Consider the following 16,407-nt stretch of genomic DNA (forward strand, 5'->3'; position numbering starts at 1 on the left):
ATTATGGACGACAAATACGTCAAGTGCCGATTCTTGCGTCCATCCATGCGCCCATGGCGGTGGCGTGCGCCATAGGATGGGCGCAGGGCCGCAATTCCGTCCGGCCCGCCAATCACAAGGAGCAACTCATGGCCGACCTTAATGAACTGCTTGACCTGATCCCCCTTGACCAGCTGGGTGCGAAGCTGGGCGTCGACGCCGAGACCGCCCGCGCCACCGCCGCCACCGCACTGCCCTCGCTGCTGGCGGGCCTGCAAAACAACGCGTCCTCCCCCGAGGGCGAGGACGCCCTGGCCTCGGCCATTAAGCAGCACGACGCGACGTTCCTGGACGGCGGGGTCGACATCGACGCGGTGGACACCGCGGACGGGCAGAAGATCGTGCAGCACTCCCTGGGTGATAACCAGTCGGCGCTTGCCTCCCAGCTCAGCGGTGCGGCACCCGGCGGCGTGGACCTGGGCGCGCTGGTGCAGAAGGCGTTGCCGATCCTGGCCCCGATCGTCATGGCGTTCCTGGCCAAGAAGCTTTCCTCCTCACAGGGCGGGCTGGGCGGCCTGTTGGGCGGTCTGCTCGGCGGGCAGGGCGCGGCGGGAACCCAGGGCGCCGGCGGACTGGACCTCGGCGGGATCCTGGGCGGTCTTTTCGGCGGCGCCGGCACGCAGCAGGGATCCACACCGGCAGCCGGCCAGGGTGCCGGTGGCCTGGACCTTGGCGGGATCCTCGGCGGGCTCTTCGGCAAGAAGTAACCTTAGGCCACAAACACCGGAGCCGGATTGCCTGCACCCCGCCCCATGGGCAGGGGTGCAGGCAATCCGGCTCCTCGCGTAGGTATGGAACTAGGCCACGGGTTCCGTAGGCTGCGCCTGTCCGTCATTCATGCGGTGGCGGCCCAGCCACCACAGTCCGATCAGCGGCAGCACCAGCGGCACGTAGCCGTAGCCGGAGCCGAAGTGCGACCAGACCGCCGGGTGGGCAAAGAGGCTCGGCAAGGCGAAGCTCAGCGTCCCGACCACCAAAACCCCAATGAGTTCAAAGAGCACTGCGTACCAGGAGAGCTTCCAGCTGCCGGGACGCTTGGAGGCCATTGCGAGGGTCGCCACGATGTAGACCAGCCCGGCCAGGGCGCTGAGCAGGTAGGCCAGTGGCGCTGCGGAGAATTCCTGCATGATCTGGTAGACGGCACGGACCGTGGCCGAAAGCGCCAGCACCCCGTAGACGGCGATGATGATGCGGCCCAGACCGGAGCTGCGTCCGCCATTGGAGCGCGCGGGCTTCTTGCGACCTCCACGCGTTGCGGCGTCGGCGATGCGCGAACGCTTCACCGTGTTCTTTCCTTGCTCGCTCATGCAGGCAGTACTCCGTCCCAAATTTGTTCCATCCTGTACAACATGACAAAGACGATCGCCCCGGAGACCGCCAACACCGTGTTCGAGTACCGCGACTTGTCGGTGACCGCCCAGATGAAGGCCAGCGCCGGGATCAGCAGCGCGGTGAGCAGGTAGCCCCAGAACTCCCACGGTTCCCCGCTGATCATCTGTCCCCCGGCCTGGCGGATGGCCGCGGCGATCCCGTAGACCACCAGGAACACCTCCAGCAGCGCCACCGACACCAGGGCAAAGTCATCCGGGTAGGTGCGGATGACGGTGGCCACCACGCCCAGCAGCACGGCCACGGCGCACAGGATGGTCCCGGCAATAAAGAATCCGTCAACGATCACGGCGGAAGTTACCCCTTAGAAATTGTTCGTTCACACAAAGCCACGGTCACCGGCTCATCCCGGCACGTCTTTTCCTAGGAAGCCGGGGCAAATACCAGTTCTGGCTTGGCATTCTCGCCCTTGTTCTTCAGCAGCGCCACCAGGGTTCCGTCCGGGGCAAATGCCGCGGTCGTCTCCTCTGTCTCGTTCACGCCGATCCTCCGGCCAAAGGAGAGCTCGGAGCGCTCGTGCTCGCTCAGGTCCCGGCGCGGGAACAGGGCGTCGGCCGCCTTCTCCAGCGGCAGGTACTCGAAGTCCTTGGCCAGCTGCTCGAGGGTGCGCGCGCGGTCCAGCGTGTAGGGCCCGACCTCGGTGCGGCGCAGCGCGGTCAGGTGCCCGCCCACTGCCAGGTCCTCGCCCAGGTCGCGGGCCAGGGCCCGGATGTAGGTGCCCGAGGAGCATTCAACCGTCACGTCGATGTCCAGCACCTTGCCGCCGCGTTCGCGGCGGATGTCGTGCACCTCGAAGCGGTGGATGGTGACGGGTCGTGCCGCCAGCTTCACGTCTTCCCCGGCGCGCACCCGGGCATAGGCGCGCTCGCCATTGACCTTGATGGCGCTGACGGAGGAGGGTACCTGCTCGATCGGTCCGGTGAGCTTGGCGATGGAGGCGTGGATGGCCTCCTCGGTGAGGGCGGCGGCGATCCGGGTTTGCACGATCTCGCCCTCGGCGTCGTCGGTGATCGTCGACTCCCCCAGGCGGATGGTGGCGGTGTAGGTCTTGTTGGCGCCCACGATGTAGGTCAGCAGGCGGGTGGCCTTGTTGATGCCAAGCACCAGTACGCCGGTGGCCATCGGGTCCAAGGTGCCCGCGTGTCCGACCTTGCGGGTACCTGCCAACCGGCGTGTGCGGCCAACCACATCATGGCTCGTCCAACCCTGCGGTTTGTCGACAATGACCAGGCCTGAGCCAATGGGTTCCGTGGGGTTCTGCGCGGCTGTTTTCACGCCCTCCAGTATAGGCCGGTTCCCTGGGGGCAATTTCCCTACGCATGTGGACCGGAGACCAATGTGGCCAAGCTATCCACGAATCATCGGTTCCCGCCCTCGGCCGCCTGCCGCCCAGATCCCGCCGCCAGCCATCAGGGGCATTTGCCGGTGGACGCACCCCCGTCGGCGTCATCAAAAGTAGACCAACGTGCGGCATTGACTTCATGGTGCCCTCCGCCTAGCGTTCTGGGTGTCTGGCCACGGCCGGATCATGTGTGTCGGGCAAGGTGTAGCTGGGGCGCCAACACCCTCGTCCCGTGTATACGGCATCCACTCGTCCATTTCTCATCGGCGTCATTCGCCAACCGCCGGTTGTTGCCTCGCGGCAGCAACCGGCGGGCACGGCCATTTCGATACAACTTGGGGCCATGGCGCACGGAGAAAACGAGCCGGTTCAATAGTCCACGCGCCGCAACGAAGCGGTGCGTCCAGTTCTTTTGATAAGGATCCCCAGCATGAAGTTTCGCGCACTCGCGGCGGTAGCCGCTGCCTCGGCCATGACGGTGACGCTCAGCGTCGCCCCGGCCCAGGCCACCAGCAAGTACCACCAACCCGCACCTGGCATCACCAACGTCAAGACGCTGGCGCAAGGCCTCAGCGGCCCGCTGAAGGTCGCCTTCGGACCGAACGGCAACATCCTCGTCGCCGAGGCATTCGCCGGCAAGGTCACCTCCGTCTCACCCTCCGGCGCGAAGACCACGCTGGTCAATGCGCCCGGCAAGGAAATCGCCGGCGTCTCCCATGCCCGCGGCACCACCTACTACTTCGAAAACGCGGGGGCCACCGGCGAGGAACCACCCAGCGGGGCGACACCGGCGCTACTGAAGTCCATCGACAAGAACGGCAAGATCCGGACCATCACGGACCTGCTGGAGTTCGAGAAGAAACACGATCCCGACGCCCAGACAGTGTACGGCGTTCGGGACGCCTCGGCCAGCTGCCTGGCGCAGGCACCGGAGATGCGTTCAATGGGCGAGCTCTACTCGCACCCGTTCTCCAGCCTCCCGGCACGCAACGGCGTTTACGTCGGCGACGCGGGGGCCAACACGATCCTGCATGTGAACAACCAGGGCAAGGTTTCCCTCGTCAAGGCGCTTCCCGCCGAACCTGTCACCATCACCGAGGCGGTACGGGAAGCGGCAGGTGAAATGGGCATCACGGTCCCCGACTGCATGCTCGGACTCACCTATTGGGCACAGCCCGTTCCCACCGACATCACCGTCAAGGGCAATTGGCTGTACTACACCGTGTTGCCCGGGGTGCCGGGCGAGTCCCTGTCCAGGGGCAAGGTCTACAAGACGAACCTTCACACCAAGAAGACCCAGACCGTCGCCACGGGGCTCAGCGGCCCCACGGGCATCGCCCTGGACAAGCGGGGCAACGTCTACGTGGCCGAACTCTTCGGCGGCGGCGTCGCCAAGATCGTCAAGGGCAAGGCAGTGACGGTGTTGCCCGCGATGATGGCCAGCGATGTTGCCATCCACAACAACAAGTTGATAGCCAGCACCGAGGCGCTGACCCCGTCCGGCAAGCTGGTGACCGCCACCATCAAGTAGGCGCACGCACCGCTTGCGTTCCCTGGGAAACGAGGAAACCCCGGACGGGGGTCCTGCAAAAGCAGGGTCCCGTCCGGGGTTTCCTCGTGCCCGACGTGCGGGCGGAAGCGAAATCGCCTAGGCGTCTTCGTCTTCCTCGTCGCGCTTGTACGGGTCTGCGTCTCCGGCGAAGTTCTTGCCGGCTGCCAGTGCGGCGACCTCTGCGTCCTTTGCCTTGGCGACGCGAAGCAGCGCCTCGAGGTTCGAGGCGTTGACGGGGATCTCGTCGGCAACGAATTCCAGGGTCGGGGTCAGGCGAACGGTCACGTTCTTGCCGACCTCCTTGCGAAGCACACCCTTGGACTTTTCCAGGGCGGCGGCCGCATCGGACTTGGCTTCGTCGTCGCCGAAGACCGTGTAGTAGATGGTTGCGTGCTGCAGGTCGTTGGTCACGCGCGCATCGGTGACCGTGATGGCCTCCACGCGCGGGTCCTTGACGGCCTTGCCCAGGGCCTGGGCAACAACCACCTTGATGCGTTGGGCCAGTTTAGCGGCGCGAGCTGAGTCAGCCATGATCACTCCTTTTTCTCGGCACCCGTGAAAGTGCCGGTTAATGCGCTTCGACGGCGGGGAGCCGCAACCTGAGCGGTTGCGGCCCCCTACCGTCGATTACCAGCGCTTGATATTGATTAAGCGCGCGGCTTTTCGCGCATTTCGTAGGTCTCGATCGTGTCGCCGTCCTGGACGTCGTTGAACGAACCCAGGCCGATACCACATTCGAAGTCCGTGCGGACCTCGGTGGCGTCGTCCTTGAACCGCTTGAGCGAGTCCACGGTGAGGCCTTCGCCGATGACCTTGCCATCGCGGAGGACTCGTGCCTTGGAGTTGCGTCGGATGGTACCCGAGCGGACGATCGAGCCGGCGATGTTGCCGAACTTCGAGGAACGGAAGACCTCGCGGACCTCCGCGGTGCCCAGCTGGGCCTCCTCGTACTCGGGCTTCAGCATGCCCTTGAGTGCCAGTTCGATGTCATCGATGGCGCCGTAGATGACCGAGTAGAAGCGCATGTCGACGCCCTCCTTGTCGGCCAGGTCGGCGACGCGCTCGGCCGGCTTGACGTTGAAGCCAATGATGATGGCATTGTCAACGGTCGCCAGGTTGACGTCGTTCTGGGTGATGGCGCCAACACCGCGGTGGATGACGCGCAGCTGCACGCCTTCTCCAACATCGATCTTGAGCAGCGAATCTTCCAGGGCTTCCACGGCACCGGAAACGTCACCCTTGAGGATGAGGTTAAGGGTATCGATCTTGCCGTCGGCAACAGCCTGGTCGAAGTCTTCCAGGGTGATGCGCTTGCGACGCTTGGCCAGGGCCGCATTGCGGTCCGCGGCTTCGCGCTTCTCGGCGATCTGGCGAGCGGTGCGCTCGTCATCGGTCACCAGGAAGGTGTCACCTGCACGCGGCACCGAGGACAGGCCCAGGACCTGAACCGGACGCGAGGGCAGTGCAACGTCGAGGTTTTCGCCGTTCTCGTCGAACATGGCACGCACACGACCGTGGGCGGTGCCGGCAACGATGGTGTCGCCGACGGCCAAGGTACCGGACTGAACCAGCACGGTGGCAACGGCGCCGCGACCCTTGTCCAGGTTCGCTTCGATCGCGATACCGCGAGCATCCTTGTCCGGGTTGGCACGCATGTCCAACGCGGCATCGGCGGTCAACAGCACCGCGTCAAGCAGCTCGTCGATGCCGACCTTCTGCAAGGCGGACACGTGGATGAACATGGTGTCGCCACCGTATTCCTCCGGAACCAGGCCGTATTCGGCCAGCTGGCCCTTGACCTTGTCCGGGTTGGCCGAAGCCTTGTCGACCTTGTTCACTGCCACGACGATCGGGACACCGGCGGCCTTGGCGTGGTTGAGTGCTTCAACGGTCTGCGGCATGACGCCGTCGTCCGCTGCAACAACCAACACGGCAATGTCGGTGACCTTGGCGCCACGGGCACGCATGGCGGTGAACGCCTCGTGGCCCGGGGTGTCAATGAAGGTGATCGCGCGATCGATTTCCTCGTGCACGTGGTGGATCTGGTAAGCACCGATGTGCTGGGTGATGCCGCCTGCTTCGCCCTCAATGACGTTGGACTTGCGGATGGCATCGAGCAGACGGGTCTTACCGTGGTCAACGTGACCCATGATGGTGACAACCGGCGGACGTGCCTCAAGCATGTCTTCGGTCTCGGCCTCAAGCTCGGCGTCAAAGTCGATGGAGAACGAGGCGAGCAATTCGCGCTCTTCGTCCTCCGGGGACACGACGGTGACGACGTAGCCGAGCTCGGTGCCCAAGACATCGAAGGTGGCCTCATCCAGCGACTGCGTGGACGTTGCCATTTCTCCCAGGTGGAAGAGCACGGTGACAAGAGCTGCCGGGTTGGCGTTGATCTTGTCGGCGAAGTCGGTGATCGATGCACCACGGCGCAAACGAACCTCGGTGGTTCCGTTGCCGCGAGGCACCGAAACGCCGCCCAGGCTCGGAGCACTCATCTGCTCGAGTTCCTGGCGCTTGGCGCGCTTCGACTTGCGCTGCTTGCCGCGGCCTGCACCGCCCTTGCCGAAGGCACCCTGTGTGCCACCGCGACCGCGGTTCGGACCGCCGCCGCCCTTGTAGCCGCCGCCACCGGTACCTGCACCGGGAGTTCCCGGGGCTCCGCCCGGAGCGCCGCCCGGACGTGCCGGACCGCCGCGGCCGCCTGCTCCACCCGGACGTGCGCCGGCCGGAGCCGGACGTTCGGTGCGGTTGGGCATCATGCCGGGAGTAGCGCGAGCGCCTCCCGGGGTGCGCGGGCCTGCACCGGGAGCACCGGCCGGACGCGGAGCGCCCGGACGTGATCCACCGGCACCTGCCGGGCGGGGACCGCCGGCACCTGCTGCGGGGCGGGGGCCACCGGCACCTGCCGGGGGACGCGGGCCACCCGGGCGGGGACCGCCCGGACGGGGGCCTCCGGCGCCGGGGCCGCCGCTGCGCATGCCCTGCTGGGATGCGAACGGGTTGTTGCCCGGACGCGGTGCGCCTGGCTTGCCACCCGGACGGGGTGCTGCCGAACGGTCGGAACGCTCGGGGCGGTCCGTACGCTCGGGGCGCTCGGTGCGCTCGGGACGTGCATTCTCACCGGTGGGGCGCATGCCCTGCTGGGAGGAGAACGGGTTGTTGCCCGGACGCGGTGCACCGGGCTTGACACCCGGACGCGGAGCGGCCGGAGCCGAGGCTGCGGGTGCTGCCGGGGCCGAAGCCTCCGGGGCGGAAGCAGCGGGTGCTGCAGCGGCGGCCGGGGCCGGGGTCGGCGTGACGCCGGCCGGCTTCGGGGCGCTGGCGCCCGGGGCTGCAGGGGCTGCAGGCGCTGCGGCCGGAGCCTTTGCTGCCGGTGCTGCCTTGGGTGCTGCCGGAGCAGCGTTCGGGAACGCGGAGCGCAACTTGCGCACTACCGGTGCCTCGATGGTTGAGGATGCGGAACGGACGAATTCGCCCATTTCCTGCAGTTTGGCAACTGCATCCTTTGAAGTGATTCCGAGCTCTTTGGCGAGCTCGTGTACGCGGACCTTAGCCACATTTCTCCTGTCTGAAGGTCCGCACCACTTCTAAAAAGTTTTTGGCACGAACCAACGTTTGCTGTCTAGCCCAGCATCCAAAACGGATGCCACAGGCGCTGCGACGCTTAACCGATGTGTCATCGTTAGGCGCTCATCGCTTGGAACTCATCGGGTTTCCATCAGATTTCTGACCCGCTTTCAGGTTGGACGTTTGTAAAGGCCGGTTTCCCAGGTTGGGTCCTGTCCTTGGCCCTCGACTCCGCCACAAGTGCGGAAACATCCACGTTGGTCCTGAAGGACCGCGCGAATGCCCCGCGTTGAACGGCGCGTTGGGCACATTCCGGGTTCGGGTGCAGCCATGCACCCCGCCCGGGGAAGCTCCGGGTGGGATCGGGCACGGGAATGAATTTTCCGTCCTGCGCCTTCAGTACCCAGCGCTTCAGCTGGTTCTGGTCCACCACCGATCGGCAACCAATACACGTGCGCTGCGGCTGATGCTGCAAAGGCACGTTGGTTCTTCTCCCGAAATTGATTTGCCACTATGCATAGTGGACCACAGACAAGTCTAGCGCGTTTCGTCAATCCGTGGAGCGTGCCGTGGGACACTCGAATCGATCACACTGTGCGGGCGCTCCGGGCCGGAATCCGGGAAGCAAAAGGGCCGCCGGCCCGCGACCTTCCGGCACCGAGGTGGTGCCGGCAGGTCGCGGGGCGCGACGGCCCTGAAACGGGGGTGCGGTTACTTGGCGTCGACCGCGTCCGAAATGATGTCGATGCGCCAGCCGGTGAGCTTGGCGGCCAGGCGGGCGTTCTGCCCTTCCTTGCCGATGGCCAGCGAGAGCTGGTAGTCCGGCACCACGACGCGGGCCGATCGGGTCGACTCGTCGGTGATGGTCACCGAGACGACCTTGGACGGGGAGAGGGCCGAGGCGATGAACTTCGCCGGGTCCTCGTTGAAGTCGACGATGTCGATCTTCTCGTCGTTCAGCTCGGTCATCACTGCACGCACGCGCGAACCCATTTCACCGATGCAGGCACCCTTGGCGTTGACGCCCGGGATGTTGCCCTGCACGGCGATCTTGGTGCGGTGGCCGGCTTCGCGGGCCAGAGCGACGATTTCCACGGCGCCGTCGGCGATCTCCGGGACCTCGAGCTCGAAGAGGCGGCGCACCAGGTTCGGGTGCGAGCGCGACAGGGTTACCGCGGGGCCCTTGGGGCCGCGGTTCACATCGACCACGTAGCAGCGGATGCGGTTGCCGTGGGTGTACTTCTCACCCGGCACCTGCTCCGGCGGCGGCAGCAATGCCTCGACGGTGCCCAGGTTCACCTGGACCATGATCGGGTTGTTGCCCTGCTGGATCTGTCCGGAGACGATCTCGCCGATCTTGTTCTTGAACTCGCCCACGACGTTGTCGTCCTCGGCATCGCGCAGGCGCTGCAGGATGATCTGGCGTGCGGTGGAGGCGGCAATGCGGCCGAAGCCGGTCGGGGTGTCGTCGAACTCGCCCACGACGGTGCCGTCTTCCTCGGTCTCGGTGGCGAAGATCGTCACGTGGCCGTTGCGGCGGTCGACCTCGGCGCGTGCCTGCGGCATCGCACCCGGGGACTTCTGGTAGGCAATGAGCAGGGCCTGCTCAATGGTGGGGATGAGCACCTCGATCGGGATTTCCCGCTCTTTTTCGAGCATGCGCAGCGCGCTCATATCAATGTCCAACTCAGGCCTCCACGTTTTCGTCGTCTTCGTCGTCAAGTTCTAGTTCAGCCAGGTCCGCGCTTTCGGCACGGGCAAACTCCACCTCGACGTTGCCGCGGCGGATCGATCCAAATTCAATGTTGCGGGGTTCGCCCTGCTTGGGCTTCATGCCCTTCTTCACCGCGAGTTCAGGGACGATGGTGATTCCTGCATCGTCCACCTCCGTCAGGCGGCCGAGCAGGTTGTCCTCGCCGATTACGTTGACCTTCACCATGCGCCCGACATTGCGGCGCCAGTGGCGCGGCAGGGTCAGCGGGCGGGAGGTGCCGGGAGAGGAAACCTCAAGCTCGTAGGGGTCAGAGGTGTCGTGAGGGTCCTTGTCCAGGGCCTCGGAGATCGAGCGGGAGACCTCGGCCACCTGGTCGAGCAGGATGCCCTCGGTGCCCTCGGTAACGTCGACCACCACGTGCACGATGCGCTGGTCCCCGGCACGGCGGACCTCGACTTCTTCAAGCACCAGCTGGTGGGAGGCGACGGTGGGCTCCAGTAGTTCGGTGAGGCGGGCCGCCTCGAGCTGGATGTCTGCCGGCTTGCCGGTCATGAAAGTCCTCCCACATTATTCGATGTTGTGAATCCTAGGGTAGCGACTTTTGGGGCCATCCGTCTGCCCGATGGGTCACGGGCCGTCCGCCGCCCGGGTCCATGGGATGATCGATGTGATGGATCAGCACCCCAAGGACCCCAGTGATCGTGTTTCGCGCCGACCCCGCGGCCGCGGTGTCAGACGCCCCTTGCTGGCGCTGGCAGCGGTGGTTGCGATGGCCGCCGGAACGCTCGGCACCGGGGTGTACCTGAACCGCGAATCCCCTACATGGCAGGGAATCCTTGGCACCGAGCCGGTCGTTCAGGCCGCGCCGGACCCGGCCGCGGAACTGCCCGTCCTGCTCGCTGCACTGACCCTCATGATCGACACCCCGAGTGCCTCCGGCACCGCGAAGACGACCGCCGCGCTGCAGGGCACCCGCACCATGCTGTTGGAGCATGTCGAATTACTCACACCGGGAATCTCGCTGGCATCGGTGGCCTCCGAGGCCTCCGCCGAGCCCTCCGCGGTCCCGCCATTGACCCCGGCAGAGTTTTCCCTGCGCCTGGCCCAGACCGGAACCGCCCTGCTAAACCAGTCCCTTGGGGCGCCCGCGCAGGAGGCCCGCAGGCTCTCCGGGGCCGGCCTGGAACTGCTGATCCAGGCCCGCACGGTGCTCTCCGCCTCGGGGGCAACGCCGGCGGCAATCGACGCCCTGCCAGCACCCGGCGGCACCGCCGAACCTGCAGCGGCGTCGGCTTCGGCTTCGGCTACGGCTGCGAAATCCACCCCAGGGTCAGCGTCCGCCGCCGGCGGAGCCACCACCGATCCGGCCGTACTGGCAAAGATGCCCGCGTTCGCTGTGTCCGCCTGCCCCTCCCCCACACCCGCGGGATCCGAGGCACCTGATTCCGGGCAGCTGCTGGGCGCGGTCGCCGATTCCGCCTACCGGATGGGCTACGCCTACGACGTTGCCGGGGCGCGAACCAGTGCCGGGCTGCGCACCGCCGCCTGGGACAGGTCCGAATTGCTGGTGGATTTCGCGCATGCGGTTGAGGGGCAGTTTGCGGCGGAACTCGGCTGCGCTCCCCTGCGTCAGGCCGCCTACCAGCTGCCGGCCGACGCCGTGCAGAACCCCATGGATGCAGCACGCAGCGGCGAAGCGCAATTGGCACTGCTGTTGCGCGACGCCGCGGCGACCCAAGGCGGGGAAGCCCGCGCCTACCTCCTGGATGCAGCCTGGGCCCAGGCGCTCCACGCCCGTCAGGTCACCGGAATCGCACCTGACTTCACCCTGGTGGACGGCGCGGCCGCGGCCACGGCCACGGGTGCAGTGACCGGATCCCCCGTATCTTCCGGCCTTTAGCGGCAAGAGCTTCCTTCCCCGGGCGTTTTGGGGATCTTCGTGGACACCCGGAAAGCGGCCCAAGCCCGTGGATTTCCTGTCGCGTCGGCCCCGTCGGCGCGCACTCCGAGCGCTGATCCACGCCCAAAAGAACCCGCCATGTGAGGCGTGTCACGGCAGGGCGGAGGTCGCTGGGGCAATACGTTGGCAGTATCCCACTCGCACAGCCAACAAGGAGATCCCTGTGTCACGCAGATTCATTCATGCCTCGGCCTGCGCCGCCGCCCTCACCCTTGTCACCGGGGCGATCACCGCCGCTCCGGCCGCCGCCGAGCCACGGCAAACCGAAAAACAGGCCGTCGCCATCGGCACCGGCGGGGCCGTGAGCACCGTCGATGCCGAGGCCTCGGCGGCTGCAATCGCCGTGCTGCGCAAGGGCGGCAACGCGGTGGACGCCGCCGTCGCCGCGGCTGCCACCCTCGGCGTCACCGAGCCATACAGCGCCGGCATTGGCGGGGGCGGCTATTTCGTCTACTACGACGCCGCCTCCGGAAAGGTCAGCACCCTTGACGGACGGGAAACCGCTCCTGCGACGATGCCGCACGACGCGTTCATCGATCCCGAGACCGGGGAACCCTATCCCTTCACCCCCGAGCTGGTGACCAGCGGCGTCTCGGTGGGCGTGCCCGGCACGGCGGCCACCTGGCAGCAGGCCCTGGAGAACTGGGGGTCACTCAGCCTCGGGCAGGCCCTGCAGCCGGCGATCAAGGCCGCCACCCGCGGCTTCGTGGTGGACGAGACGTTCCGCGAACAGACGCTGGACAACCAGGAGCGCTTCGCAGCGTTCGATTCGACCGCCGAGCTCTACCTCCCCGGGGGCGATGCCCCGAAGGTGGGCAGCATCCTGAAGAACCCGGAACTGGCCAACACATACCGGCTGCTGGCCCGCGACGGGATCCAGGCCTTGTACCACGGGGCCCTCGCCGAGGACATTGCGAACGCCGTCCAGGCCCCGCCGATCGCCGAGGACACCGAGCTTCCCGTGCCGGTCGGCCACCTTTCCACCCAGGACCTCGCCGACTACGAGGTCATCCGGCAGGCACCCACCAAGGTGGACTATCGCGGACTGGAGGTCTACGGCATGGCTCCCTCCAGCAGCGGCGGCACCACCGTCGGCGAGGCCCTGAACATCCTGGGAAACTACGATCTTTCCGCCATGGAGGGCCCGGGCGCGCTGCACCACTACCTCGAGGCCAGCGCGCTGTCCTTTGCCGACCGGGGAAAGTACGTGGGCGACCCGGCATTCGTGGACGTGCCCACCGGCACCCTGACCGATGCCCTGTTCGGCGCCGAACGCGCCTGCGCGCTGGATTCCGACCAGGCTGCCACCAAGCCCGTGGCCCCCGGCGACGTCGCCGACTACGACGGGCTGTGCCCGGCGGCCACCGCCGCACCGGCGGAGGAGACCGACACCGAGAACTACTCCACGACCCACCTGTCCGTGGCCGATGCGCAGGGCAATGTGGTCTCCTACACGCTGACCATCGAGCAGACCGGCGGTTCGGGAATCGTCGTTCCGGGACGCGGCTTCCTGCTGAACAACGAGCTGACCGATTTCTCCACCGTCTACAACCCGACCGACCCCAACCGGATCGATCCGGGCAAGCGTCCGCGTTCCTCGATGTCCCCGACCATCGTGCTCTCCGACGGCAAGCCGCTGCTGGCCTTGGGCTCCCCGGGCGGTTCGACCATCATCACGACCGTGCTGCAGACCCTGGTCAACCGCGTGGACCTGGGCATGAGCCTGCCCGAGGCGATCGCCGCACCGCGCGCCTCGCAGCGCAACACGGCCAAGGTCACGGCCGAACCGGAGTTCATCGATTCCCAGGCAGCGGCGCTGGAGGCCCTCGGCCATGAATTCGTCGCTTCCGGCGATTCGTTCACCCCGCAGGCGGAGATTGGCGCGCTCGAGGCCATCGAGTTCGCCGCCGACGGAACAATGACCGCGGCTGCCGAGCCGACGCGCCGCGGCGGCGGATCGGCCATGGTGCTCAAGCCGACGCGCTAGCTGCGGCGAAGCCCTTTCTACGAAGAACGGCTCCCCGGCCATCGAACCGGTACGCGGGTTTGATGACTGGGGAGCCGCACCTTTGGGTGTTTTCCGGCCTATTCGGAAGCCGGGAACAGCACGTCGTAGCCGAGCTTGAGGATCAGCGCGCCGACCACCGTGAGGAAGACGATGCGGATGAACTTGCTGCCCTTGGAAACCGCCATGCGCGCGCCCAGGTAGCCGCCGGCCATGTTCGCCGCGCCCAGCACCAAACCGATCCCCCAGAGCAGGTGCCCCGAGGGCAGGAAGAATGCCAGCGCGCCGAGGTTGGTGGCCATGTTCACGATCTTGGCCTTGGCGCTGGCGACCAGGAAGTTGTAGCCCATGAGGGCGACCATGGCGATGATCAGGAACGATCCGGTGCCCGGGCCAATCATCCCGTCGTAGCCGCCAATCACCAGCCCGATCACGCCCGCCACCGCGTAGTGCCGGGAACCGGAATAACGCAGGTCAGTCAGCTCCCCGGCGGTGGGCCGGAAGACCGTGAACAAACCCACGGCAACCAGCGCGGCAATGATGACCGGCTTGATGACCTCCGAGGGCAGCAGCGTCGCCAGGATCGCGCCGCCGAAGGAACCTGCGAGGGCCACCATCGCCATCGGGATGGCTGTCCTCAAATCCGGGTGGGCACGGCGGTAGTAGGTCACCGCACTGGTGGTGGTGCCGAAGACGGAGCCCAGCTTGTTGGTGGCAAGGGCCTGCACCGGGGAGATGCCTGGCACCAGCAGCAGGGCGGGGAGCTGGAGCAGTCCCCCGCCGCCTACCACCGCGTCGACCCAGCCGGCGGCGAAGCCTGCCAAAACGATCAGCGCGATGGTTCCGGGCTCCATTCCCTGGAGCCCGGAACCATCAAGCAGCGCCGCCGCCTCGATCATGCCTAGGCCTTGGCCAGTGCGATCAGCTGCGCGACGACCTCGTCAACGGCAACGTCGGTGCGCGTCCCCGAGGCACGGTCCTTGACCTCGACCACACCGTCGGCCAGGCCGCGGCCGATGACCACGATGGTCGGCACGCCGATGAGCTCGGCGTCGGAGAACTTCACGCCGGCGGAGACCTTCGGGCGGTCATCGTAGATGACCTCGACGCCGGCGGCGTCCAGCTCGTCGGCGATCTTCTGTGCGGCCTCGAAGAGCTCGACCTGCTTGCCGGTGACCACAAGGTGCACGTCGGCAGGGGCCACGTGGCGCGGCCAAACCAGGCCGTTCTCGTCGTGGTAGGACTCGGCCAGGGCCGCCACCGCGCGGGTGACGCCCACGCCGTAGGAGCCCATGGTGACGACCTTGAGCTTGCCGTTCTGGTCCAGCACCTTCAGGTCCAGCGCCTCGGCGTACTTGCGGCCGAGCTGGAAGATGTGGCCCATCTCGATGCCACGGGCGGTGGCCAGCGGGCCGGAGCCGTCCGGTGCCGGGTCGCCCGCGCGCACCTCGACGCACTCGATGGTGCCGTCCCAGGTGAAGTCGCGCCCTGCGACCAGGCCGAAGACGTGCTTGCCGTCCTCGTTGGCGCCGGTCACCCAGGAGGTGCCGGAGACCACGCGCGGGTCGACCAGGTACAGGATCTTGGAGGCGGACTCGGTGCCGAGCACCGCGTTCTGAAGACCGTTGCCCGGGCCGATGTAGCCCTTGATGAGCGTCGGGTGCTTCTTCAGGTCGTCCTCGGTTGCTGCCTCGAGCTCGACCTCGCCACCGGTGCCCAGGTGTGCCGAGATGTTGGCCTCGACGCGCTTGAGGTCGACGTTGCGGTCCCCGGGCAGGCCTATGGCGATGACCTGGCGTTCGCCGGTGGGCAGCGTGGCGGACAGCACGACGTTCTTCAGGGTGTCGCTTGCCTTCCAGGCACCTGTGGCGCGCGGGGCGATCTCGTTGGCGCAGGCGACCAGGGTCTCGATGGTCGGGGTGTTCGGGGTGTCCTTGACCTCGAGGGCCGGGGCAGCGGTGTAGTCGATGTCCGCGGGCACGATCGTGGTCACTGCCTCGACGTTGGCCGCGTAACCACCGGAGGAACGCACGAAGGTGTCCTCGCCGATCGGGGTCGGGTGCAGGAATTCCTCGGACTTCGAGCCACCCATGGCACCGGCGGTCGCGAAGACCGGGAGCACCTCGAGGCCCAGGCGGGCGAAGATCTTCAGGTAGGCGGCGCGGTGCGCCTGGTAGGCCTCTTCCAGGCCCTCGTCATCGATGTTGAAGGAGTAGGAGTCCTTCATGATGAATTCGCGGCCGCGCAGCAGGCCGGCGCGCGGGCGTGCCTCGTCGCGGTACTTGTTCTGGATCTGGTAGAGGTAGGCCGGCAGGTCCTTGTAGGAGCTGTAGAGGTCCTTGACCAGGAGGGTGAACATCTCCTCATGGGTGGGGGCCAGCAGGTAGTCGTTGTCCTTGCGGTCCTTGAGGCGGAAGAGCCCCTCGCCGTACTCGGTCCAGCGTCCGGTGGCCTCGTAGGGCTCGCGCGGAAGCAAGGCCGGGAACTGGACTTCCTGGGCGCCGATGGCGTTCATCTCCTCGCGGACGATGTTTTCCACCTTCCTCAGCACGCGCAGGCCCAGCGGCAGCCAGGTGTAGATGCCCGGTGCCGCACGGCGGATGTACCCGGCACGGACGAGCAGCCTGTGGCTGGCGACCTCGGCATCGACCGGATCTTCGCGCAGCGTGCGCAGGAACAGGGTGGAGAGCTTTAGGACCACGCTAACTTTCCATTTCCGCGGCCTGTTTCCAGACCACAACATAGTGGTGGGGGTGTGCAAATCTTCGGTGCCCGTGGCGTTCGCCCCAAGCCGCTGCGCCGGGCCATCGGGCGGCCGCGCCGGGGCAGGGCGGGC

Annotated in this window: 14 protein-coding genes; 4 read left to right on the plus strand and 10 right to left on the minus strand. The window is 66.7% G+C overall.

What is annotated here, in order from left to right:
* Positions 1-128: 128 nt before the first annotated feature.
* Positions 129-746, plus strand: a complete 618-nt coding sequence (locus tag ACLQ7E_RS13120) for a DUF937 domain-containing protein (protein WP_411733020.1) — start codon at positions 129-131, stop codon at positions 744-746.
* Between the two features lie 90 nt (positions 747-836).
* On the opposite strand, the gene ACLQ7E_RS13125 is transcribed toward ACLQ7E_RS13120, so the two are convergent.
* The 3 genes from ACLQ7E_RS13125 to truB all read right to left on the minus strand — a co-directional run bounded on the left by ACLQ7E_RS13125 (position 837) and on the right by truB (position 2,670).
* On the minus strand, positions 837-1,346 hold the full coding sequence (locus ACLQ7E_RS13125) for a hypothetical protein (protein WP_411733021.1): 510 nt from the start codon (positions 1,344-1,346) through the stop codon (positions 837-839).
* On the minus strand, positions 1,343-1,717 hold the full coding sequence (locus tag ACLQ7E_RS13130; RefSeq protein WP_411733022.1) for a hypothetical protein: 375 nt from the start codon (positions 1,715-1,717) through the stop codon (positions 1,343-1,345). Before ACLQ7E_RS13130 ends, ACLQ7E_RS13125 begins: the two co-directional genes overlap by 4 nt.
* Positions 1,718-1,791: 74 nt before the next feature.
* Positions 1,792-2,670 (minus strand): tRNA pseudouridine(55) synthase TruB, encoded by an 879-nt coding sequence (truB, locus tag ACLQ7E_RS13135; RefSeq protein ID WP_411733042.1) that lies wholly within the window; start codon positions 2,668-2,670, stop codon positions 1,792-1,794.
* Between the two features lie 530 nt (positions 2,671-3,200).
* On the opposite strand from truB, the gene ACLQ7E_RS13140 reads away from it, so the two are divergent.
* Entirely contained in the window at positions 3,201-4,301 is a 1,101-nt protein-coding gene (locus ACLQ7E_RS13140; RefSeq protein ID WP_411733023.1) for a ScyD/ScyE family protein, read from the plus strand.
* Positions 4,302-4,418: 117 nt separating this feature from the next.
* Here the strand turns inward: ACLQ7E_RS13140 and rbfA are convergent, their stop codons facing one another.
* The 5 genes from rbfA to rimP form a co-directional block, all read right to left on the minus strand.
* Positions 4,419-4,853: a 30S ribosome-binding factor RbfA gene (gene rbfA, locus ACLQ7E_RS13145; protein WP_411733024.1), complete on the minus strand. Its 435-nt coding sequence runs from the start codon at positions 4,851-4,853 to the stop codon at positions 4,419-4,421.
* Positions 4,854-4,969: 116 nt separating this feature from the next.
* Positions 4,970-7,882 carry a translation initiation factor IF-2 gene (infB, locus tag ACLQ7E_RS13150; RefSeq protein ID WP_411733025.1) on the minus strand — a complete coding sequence of 971 codons (2,913 nt, stop codon included), beginning with the start codon at positions 7,880-7,882 and terminating at the stop codon, positions 4,970-4,972.
* Between the two features lie 161 nt (positions 7,883-8,043).
* On the minus strand, positions 8,044-8,373 hold the full coding sequence (locus tag ACLQ7E_RS13155; protein ID WP_411733026.1) for a YlxR family protein: 330 nt from the start codon (positions 8,371-8,373) through the stop codon (positions 8,044-8,046).
* A 230-nt stretch (positions 8,374-8,603) separates the two neighbouring features.
* On the minus strand, positions 8,604-9,578 hold the full coding sequence (nusA, locus tag ACLQ7E_RS13160; protein WP_411733027.1) for a transcription termination factor NusA: 975 nt from the start codon (positions 9,576-9,578) through the stop codon (positions 8,604-8,606).
* 1 nt (position 9,579) lies between these two features.
* Positions 9,580-10,158: a ribosome maturation factor RimP gene (gene rimP, locus ACLQ7E_RS13165; RefSeq protein ID WP_411733028.1), complete on the minus strand. Its 579-nt coding sequence runs from the start codon at positions 10,156-10,158 to the stop codon at positions 9,580-9,582.
* 118 nt (positions 10,159-10,276) lie between these two features.
* Here rimP and ACLQ7E_RS13170 point away from each other — a divergent pair, with 118 nt between their 5' ends.
* A complete protein-coding gene (locus ACLQ7E_RS13170) occupies positions 10,277-11,506 on the plus strand; it encodes a hypothetical protein (protein ID WP_411733029.1) in 1,230 nt (409 codons plus the stop codon).
* Between the two features lie 217 nt (positions 11,507-11,723).
* The gene (ggt, locus tag ACLQ7E_RS13175) at positions 11,724-13,553 is read left to right on the plus strand and encodes a gamma-glutamyltransferase (RefSeq protein ID WP_411733043.1); all 1,830 of its coding nucleotides are present in this window, start codon (positions 11,724-11,726) and stop codon (positions 13,551-13,553) included.
* A 98-nt stretch (positions 13,554-13,651) separates the two neighbouring features.
* Here ggt and ACLQ7E_RS13180 read toward each other — a convergent pair whose 3' ends face one another.
* Complete coding sequence (locus tag ACLQ7E_RS13180; protein WP_411733030.1) at positions 13,652-14,470, minus strand: sulfite exporter TauE/SafE family protein; 819 nt, start codon at positions 14,468-14,470, stop codon at positions 13,652-13,654.
* Between the two features lie 2 nt (positions 14,471-14,472).
* Positions 14,473-16,272: a proline--tRNA ligase gene (locus tag ACLQ7E_RS13185; RefSeq protein ID WP_411733031.1), complete on the minus strand. Its 1,800-nt coding sequence runs from the start codon at positions 16,270-16,272 to the stop codon at positions 14,473-14,475.
* Positions 16,273-16,407 lie beyond the last annotated feature (135 nt).

Source organism: Paeniglutamicibacter sp., assembly GCF_046714615.1.
GTDB lineage: Bacteria > Actinomycetota > Actinomycetes > Actinomycetales > Micrococcaceae > Paeniglutamicibacter.